The sequence below is a fragment of the Halalkalibacterium ligniniphilum genome, assembly GCF_000334155.1.
Taxonomy (GTDB): Bacteria; Bacillota; Bacilli; order Bacillales; family Bacillaceae_D; genus Halalkalibacterium; species Halalkalibacterium ligniniphilum.
The window spans coordinates 1-7,051 of record NZ_ANNK01000138.1; the positions used below are offsets into that span (position 1 = coordinate 1).

General features: G+C 43.3%; 7 protein-coding genes, 1 rRNA gene and 1 pseudogene. 1 reads left to right on the top strand and 8 read right to left on the bottom strand.

The genetic code is table 11. From position 1 onward, the window contains the following. Positions 1-603 precede the first annotated feature (603 nt). The 3 genes and pseudogenes from BLT_RS22235 to BLT_RS0116915 form a co-directional block, all read right to left on the bottom strand. A 16S ribosomal RNA gene (locus BLT_RS22235) occupies positions 604-2,152 on the bottom strand. Positions 2,153-2,168: 16 nt separating this feature from the next. After that, positions 2,169-2,249 (bottom strand): annotated as a pseudogene (locus BLT_RS25025) (hypothetical protein); the annotation flags it as partial. 210 nt (positions 2,250-2,459) lie between these two features. Beyond that, positions 2,460-3,335 (bottom strand): nucleotidyltransferase-like protein, encoded by an 876-nt coding sequence (locus BLT_RS0116915; protein ID WP_017728935.1) that lies wholly within the window; start codon positions 3,333-3,335, stop codon positions 2,460-2,462. A 141-nt stretch (positions 3,336-3,476) separates the two neighbouring features. Here BLT_RS0116915 and BLT_RS0116920 point away from each other — a divergent pair, with 141 nt between their 5' ends. Further along, a complete protein-coding gene (locus BLT_RS0116920) occupies positions 3,477-3,833 on the top strand; it encodes a YgzB family protein (protein ID WP_017728936.1) in 357 nt (118 codons plus the stop codon). Positions 3,834-4,038: 205 nt separating this feature from the next. On the opposite strand, the gene perR is transcribed toward BLT_RS0116920, so the two are convergent. The 5 genes from perR to BLT_RS0116945 form a co-directional block, all read right to left on the bottom strand. Then, positions 4,039-4,476, bottom strand: coding sequence for a peroxide-responsive transcriptional repressor PerR (gene perR / locus BLT_RS0116925; RefSeq protein WP_017728937.1), 438 nt, complete (start codon positions 4,474-4,476; stop codon positions 4,039-4,041). Positions 4,477-4,581: 105 nt separating this feature from the next. Continuing rightward, positions 4,582-4,878 carry a cyclic-di-AMP receptor gene (locus tag BLT_RS0116930; RefSeq protein ID WP_017728938.1) on the bottom strand — a complete coding sequence of 99 codons (297 nt, stop codon included), beginning with the start codon at positions 4,876-4,878 and terminating at the stop codon, positions 4,582-4,584. Positions 4,879-4,901: 23 nt separating this feature from the next. Further along, complete coding sequence (locus BLT_RS0116935) at positions 4,902-5,852, bottom strand: D-2-hydroxyacid dehydrogenase (RefSeq protein ID WP_017728939.1); 951 nt, start codon at positions 5,850-5,852, stop codon at positions 4,902-4,904. Between the two features lie 40 nt (positions 5,853-5,892). Beyond that, positions 5,893-6,360 (bottom strand): thioredoxin-dependent thiol peroxidase, encoded by a 468-nt coding sequence (gene bcp, locus BLT_RS0116940; protein WP_026105174.1) that lies wholly within the window; start codon positions 6,358-6,360, stop codon positions 5,893-5,895. 203 nt (positions 6,361-6,563) lie between these two features. After that, positions 6,564-6,995 (bottom strand): ion channel, encoded by a 432-nt coding sequence (locus tag BLT_RS0116945; RefSeq protein ID WP_017728941.1) that lies wholly within the window; start codon positions 6,993-6,995, stop codon positions 6,564-6,566. Positions 6,996-7,051: the final 56 nt, after the last annotated feature.

A 7,051-nucleotide genomic window follows, 5' to 3' on the forward strand; every position in this document is an offset into this window, starting at 1 on the left:
GGCTCCTAGTGCCAAGGCATTCACCGTGCGCCCTTCATAACTTAACCAAATGACTGCAGTTCCTCAAGTGGCTCGAACAATCGCTTCCTCGAACTACTTGAGTCTCTTTGTCATTCCATTTGATAACGTTCATCGAAGATGTCCGCTATCAAACCATCAAAATGTAAAGGTTTGATGTGAATTCTTGACGTCTCGTTCTTGAGTATTACCTTGGTAATACCCGGTGAACTCAATTGCGTCTATAAGCTTCAAATAACCGTTGAATCTCTTCGTCAACTTCATACTCAACTCCTCTCACGTATGTGTTATACGCTCAAGTCGTCTCGCATTTGCTTCCTCGATCTTCTCGGTTCTCTTTGCTTACTTTTTCATTATCTAGTTTTCAAAGAACAACTTTGACGGCAGATAACCAGCACACTTCATCGTCAACGACGGATTTCTCGCTCATGTCACGTATTGGTATACGCTCAATTGCTCGCATCCTTGTTTCCTCGAATTGTTTGGTTCTCTTTGTCAAAGAGAGAGATAGTTCTCTCAAAACTGAACAACAGCACAAGCGTTACGACTGCTAAAGTCGCATCGACTAGAGTAAAAACTCCATAGAAAGGAGGTGATCCAGCCGCACCTTCCGATACGGCTAACTTGTTACGACTTCACCCCAATCATCTGTCCCACCTTAGGCGGCTGGCTCCAAAAGGTTACCTCACCGACTTCGGGTGTTACAAACTCTCGTGGTGTGACGGGCGGTGTGTACAAGGCCCGGGAACGTATTCACCGCGGCATGCTGATCCGCGATTACTAGCAATTCCGGCTTCATGCAGGCGAGTTGCAGCCTGCAATCCGAACTGAGAATGGCTTTATGGGATTGGCTCCACCTCGCGGCTTCGCTGCCCTTTGTACCATCCATTGTAGCACGTGTGTAGCCCAGGTCATAAGGGGCATGATGATTTGACGTCATCCCCACCTTCCTCCGGTTTGTCACCGGCAGTCACCTTAGAGTGCCCAACTGAATGCTGGCAACTAAGGTCAAGGGTTGCGCTCGTTGCGGGACTTAACCCAACATCTCACGACACGAGCTGACGACAACCATGCACCACCTGTCACTTTGTCCCCCGAAGGGGAAAGCTCTGTCTCCAGAGTGGTCAAAGGATGTCAAGACCTGGTAAGGTTCTTCGCGTTGCTTCGAATTAAACCACATGCTCCACTGCTTGTGCGGGCCCCCGTCAATTCCTTTGAGTTTCAACCTTGCGGTCGTACTCCCCAGGCGGAGTGCTTAATGTGTTAACTTCGGCACTAAGGGCATCGAAACCCCTAACACCTAGCACTCATCGTTTACGGCGTGGACTACCAGGGTATCTAATCCTGTTTGCTCCCCACGCTTTCGCGCCTCAGCGTCAGTTACAGACCAGAGAGTCGCCTTCGCCACTGGTGTTCCTCCACATCTCTACGCATTTCACCGCTACACGTGGAATTCCACTCTCCTCTTCTGCACTCAAGTCTCCCAGTTTCCAATGACCCTCCACGGTTGAGCCGTGGGCTTTCACATCAGACTTAAAAGACCGCCTGCGCGCGCTTTACGCCCAATAATTCCGGACAACGCTTGCCACCTACGTATTACCGCGGCTGCTGGCACGTAGTTAGCCGTGGCTTTCTCGTTAGGTACCGTCAAGGTACCGCCCTTTCGAACGGTACGTGTTCTTCCCTAACAACAGAACTTTACAATCCGAAGACCTTCATCGTTCACGCGGCGTTGCTCCGTCAGACTTTCGTCCATTGCGGAAGATTCCCTACTGCTGCCTCCCGTAGGAGTCTGGGCCGTGTCTCAGTCCCAGTGTGGCCGATCACCCTCTCAGGTCGGCTACGCATCGTCGCCTTGGTAAGCCGTTACCTTACCAACTAGCTAATGCGCCGCGGGCCCATCTCGTAGTGTTAGCAGAACCAACTTTTATCCTTTCTCCATGCGGAGAAAGAAATCATCCGGTATTAGCACCGATTTCTCGGTGTTATCCCAGTCTACGAGGCAGGTTGCCCACGTGTTACTCACCCGTCCGCCGCTAACCTCCAGGAGCAAGCTCCCTTTGGTCCGCTCGACTTGCATGTATTAGGCACGCCGCCAGCGTTCGTCCTGAGCCAGGATCAAACTCTCCGAAATACACGGATGTACAAGTGCAGGTGCTGCAACAGGACGTTGCGACCTTAGCCTGCCATCCATTTCTATCTTCAAGCTGACTTAGCTCTTCATAAAAAATTCATTGACGAGATACCTTGTATCTCTTATTACGCTTGGCTTTTGTTCAGTTTTCAAAGAACTGTTCGTCGTTTTCGGCGACTTTTATATCTTAGCACTTAAAACTTCGTGCGTCAATACTTTTTTATTTTCATCTGCCACCGTCAAATCTCAATCGGTTGCGGCGACAGATAATAATTTAACATGCATAAAAATATAAGTCAACAACTTTTTAATGTTTTTTTGAGAAAGCATAAAGCCGGTGATAAATCGTCTGTGCTTTCGTTTCTTCTAATGTAATATGAATCATGTTTTTACCGACAAGATAATTTAACAACAGCTCTAAATCAATACGGTAACCGGCAAGCTCTTCTCGTTCAAGTAACTCTTGAAACGACCAAGGAGCAAGCCTTGATTCCATGATTTTAATGAGATGACTGCTGCCAACATCAACCTTGGAACCAATAGCATATTCAGCTGCAATTAATAGAAGCTCAACCCGCTTTTCAATTGATTCAGAACCGTGTATCAGCTCTTGGTAAAGCTTGTGGGTTTCCGGTTCAATTTGCTTCACCTGTTCCCAAATGGTTACTTCAGGATAATAACCGTGTTCCGTCACAGCTAATCGTGCCAGATGTTGCAATGCATACATCATGCAATTGAACGCATCAAAATAATGTTCGCGACGAAACAGCATTTTTCCTTCTTCAAAGTGACGTAGCAGCTTCGAAAATTGAATCGCCATTTTTTCACGTCTTTCCTCGATCGGAAATTCTTCCATTCTCCGTTTTAAGGCTTTTACATATTCATTTCGGTCAAACACTATTTTACCAATAACCAACCACTCTACAAGACGCCGTTGATTACCTACTAATAATGAATGCTGAATTACCTCTTCATGAAGTGAATGAACAGCCACACTGTAACCTGCAAGCTCGTAATGCATCACAGTCCATCTTTGCTCAAATGCTTGTTTTATAATCAGAAAAACCGCGTCAAACCGGTCCGTTGCTGAAGAGTAGGATGCTTCTTTTTCCACGAAAAGAATGGCTAAAGTGTCAGCCTCACTGGCTCGCTCCTGATAAAGCTGGCGTAATTGCTCCTCCATTTCTCTCCCTCCTCTACACTTTCCATTAACAAGTACTATGTTCGACACCTTTAGTCATAATCCTTTTCCATCATCTTTTCGGTCTTGTCATAGGTAACCCTCTATCGATATGCTATACTGACAACTAGGAGGGACACACATATGGCTATAAAATACTCAAACAAAATAAATAAAATCCGCACATTTGCCTTAGCTCTAGTGTTTGTTGGCATTCTTATCATGTATGTCGGGATCTTTTTTAGAAGCAAACCTATTGTTATGACGATCGCAATGCTTCTTGGCTTTTTATTTATTATCGCAAGCACCGTTACTTATTTTTGGATCGGCATGCTCTCCACAAAGACCGTCCAGGTTATTTGTCCAGGGTGTGAGAGACCGACAAAAATTCTCGGGCGCGTCGATGCCTGCATGCATTGCGACGAACCTTTAACACTCGATCCTTCTCTAGAAGGAAAAGAGTTTGACGAAAAATATAATCGTAAAAACCAAAAGAGCTGATTCAACAACGGTTGAGTCAGCTCTTTTGTTCGTTTTCACAAAAAAGTGCAGGAAACTCTCCCCCCAAAAAACGTATTCTTGTTTTCAAAGAAGGAGTTGAAATGGCCTTAACCGCTGGCACCTGCAGCTAGACAGCATGTAAAATGTTATACCTTTTTGTCTTCAAAAAAAAGCTTCTGCCTTTTTATAAAGGAGAAGCTAATCATTAATGCTGTTGTCCTTTTGTGCAATTCGGACAAGTCCCGTAAATTTCCATGCGATGATTATTAATTTGAAAACCAGTCACATGCTCAGCGAGGGTCTCAACCTCATCAAGCCCTGGGTAATGAAAGTCAACAATCTTTCCACAATCTTGACAAATAACATGATAGTGGTCGGATGTAACACAATCAAAGCGACTTGATGAATCCCCATAGGTTAGTTCCTTCACAATGCCTACTTCTTTAAAAACACGTAAATTGTTGTAGACTGTTGCAACACTCATATTAGGAAAACGACCTTCTAACGCTTTATATATGTCATCTGCCGTTGGATGAATCATTGATTCAAACAAATACTCCAAGATCGCATGACGCTGCGGTGTCATACGTACTCGAGTCGTTTTCAATGCATCGATCGCTTCTTGCAGGCGATGATTTGACATCGTCATGCACCTCACTTTCAAGAAAGCAATTCTTATCTTATAATATTTATAATTAGTATAGTATACCAGTATCCGTAATGTCAACGTCTACCGTCATTCTGCGCTTTATTGCGTTGCTAAGAACACAGCGGCATCTTGCACGTTAATTAAAAATGATGTATAACGACTTGATTGCTTTCCTTTACGTTGCTTTTTTTTCTCGATGGATAGACATGCTTCTTTTAATGCTTTTTTAATGTTACCTGCATCCTGCTCTTCAAGTCCAAATAAAAATGTCGTGTTACCCTTTCGAAGAAACCCACCAGAGCTCGCCAACTCAGTCATTCTGTAGCCTTTTTCTCGAAGCTGCTTCTCTACCTCATACGTATAAAAATCATCAATAATGCAAACGAGTAACTTCATACCCTACAGCCCTCCTGCATTTATTAATATCCCTTATCTAAATCTATTCGATTCATAAGTGTTCCGTTCCCCTTTAAATAGACAGATAAATTATGCCGAAAGATCTCAAAGGCTCTCGGTTGATATTGAGCAGAAATGCCAGAAATGTGAGGCGTGACGGTGACATTTTCCATCGTCCAGAAGGGATGGTCCTCAGGCAGAGGCTCTTTCTCAAACACATCAAGGATCGCATGAGAAATGATCCCTTGTTTTAACACCTGTACAAGCTCTTCTTGCTTCACCGTTTTCCCTCTGCCAATATTAATAAAAACAGAGGAGGGCTTCATTTTTTCAAATCGCCTATAGCTCATGAATCCATTTGTTTGCTTCGTTAAGGGAAGAACGGACACAACATAATCTGAATCGGCGAGTAATGAATCGACCGTATTGATCGTAACCATATGATCGACCCACTCCACAGGAGCTCCAGTAGAATTTAAGCCGATGACCTTCATTCCAAACGCTTTGGCGAGTCTTGCAATTTCTTGACCGATGGCACCTACACCTAAAATCCCAAGTGTACTTCCATTGATTTCATGCATCGGTACTTTTCGATCCCAAACCTTCCTTTGCTCATGGCTTATTATCGTTTTTGCTTCTCTTGCTACTTGTAATATCATCGCCAATGTATACTCGGCCATGGGCAATGCATGAATACCCTTTGCATTGGTCACGAGAATATTACGCTCTTTAATTGCAGCAAACGGCATTTTATCAAGACCAGCTGAAATCACCATGATCCATTTAAGAGCTTGTGCTTGTTCTATTAATTCTGGCGTTAGATCTTCACCATAAGTAATTAAAATTTCCGCATCTCTTAGTGCTTCACCCACTTCATTCATCCGATTAAAAAATTGAAAATTGAGTTGGGGAAAATCAGTCTGTAGCTGCTTTTTGATCTCATCTTTCGTTCGAGCAGAAGAAACAATGTTCATGCTTATCCCTCCTCAAGTAAGTGGACGTTCAATGACAGCACTATTCCATCTCTTTAATAAAGTTTAACGCGTTCTCCACATGGTCTTTTACTCGAACTTTTCGCCATTCTTTTACAAGAATGCCCTCTTTATTTATCACAAAGGTCGAACGCTCGATACCCATGTATTCTTTTCCAAAATTCTTTTTGAGCTTCCACACGTCATACAGTTGAGCAACCTTCGTTTCTTCATCGGCTAATAATAAAAAAGGAAGCTGATATTTCTCAATAAATTTCGCATGCTTTTCAACTGGATCAGGACTTACACCGATAATAACCGTATCTAGCCCTTCAAAATCTAACACACGATCGCGAAAATCACATGCTTCTGTCGTACATCCAGGTGTCATATCTTTTGGATAAAAATATAAAATGACATTCTTTCCTTGAAAATCTGAGAGCTTAACATTCTCCCCATTGCTAGCCGGCAATGTGAAATCTGGTGCTTGTTCTCCTACTTTAACTTTCATATGAATCCCTCCATTTTTTTGATTATGGAAAAGGGGTGTAGCTTCCATTCTGAATGCAGAAGCTTCAAAGCTTTTTTGCCCCCCTTTATTCAAGGCTGTACTGGTTTGACCTGCAAATTTGCTTCTCTCCATTGGGATAGAAGCAAATTTGCAGGTCAAAATTATTTTCATTCTCTTTCTACCGTAGCGAAAAAGCATCGGACTTACAACTTCTTTTCATAGTTTTCATCCTTCAGCATTGTCGACACAACAAAAGCTGCGGGTAATAAATAACCAAAAAGGGCTTCAATAACTGCCACAATTCGTCCTATCCCGATTGGAATAAAGTCACCGTATCCAACCGACAGTAGCGTGACTGCACTAAAATAGATGATATTTTGAATATGTGTTAAAGCAGACTCTCGTGTATGAAGATTCTCAGTTATGATCACATCAAAGCCAATCAGCTGCAAGGAAAGGTAGACCGCGGAAAATGCCAGCACCACGGTTATATAGACGAGCAAAAGCATGACAAAATGACGAATTGACACGCGGTATCTTCCTAAAGAAGGGTGAAAGCGGATAAGGAGCAACAGACTCATGACTAAACCGATAATCGCAATTAGCATAATGAAAAAGACAAAGAACAGCTCCATTTCATCACCTCATTATCAAGCCTATGAGCCCGTCCAATAGATTAGAAATAGAACGT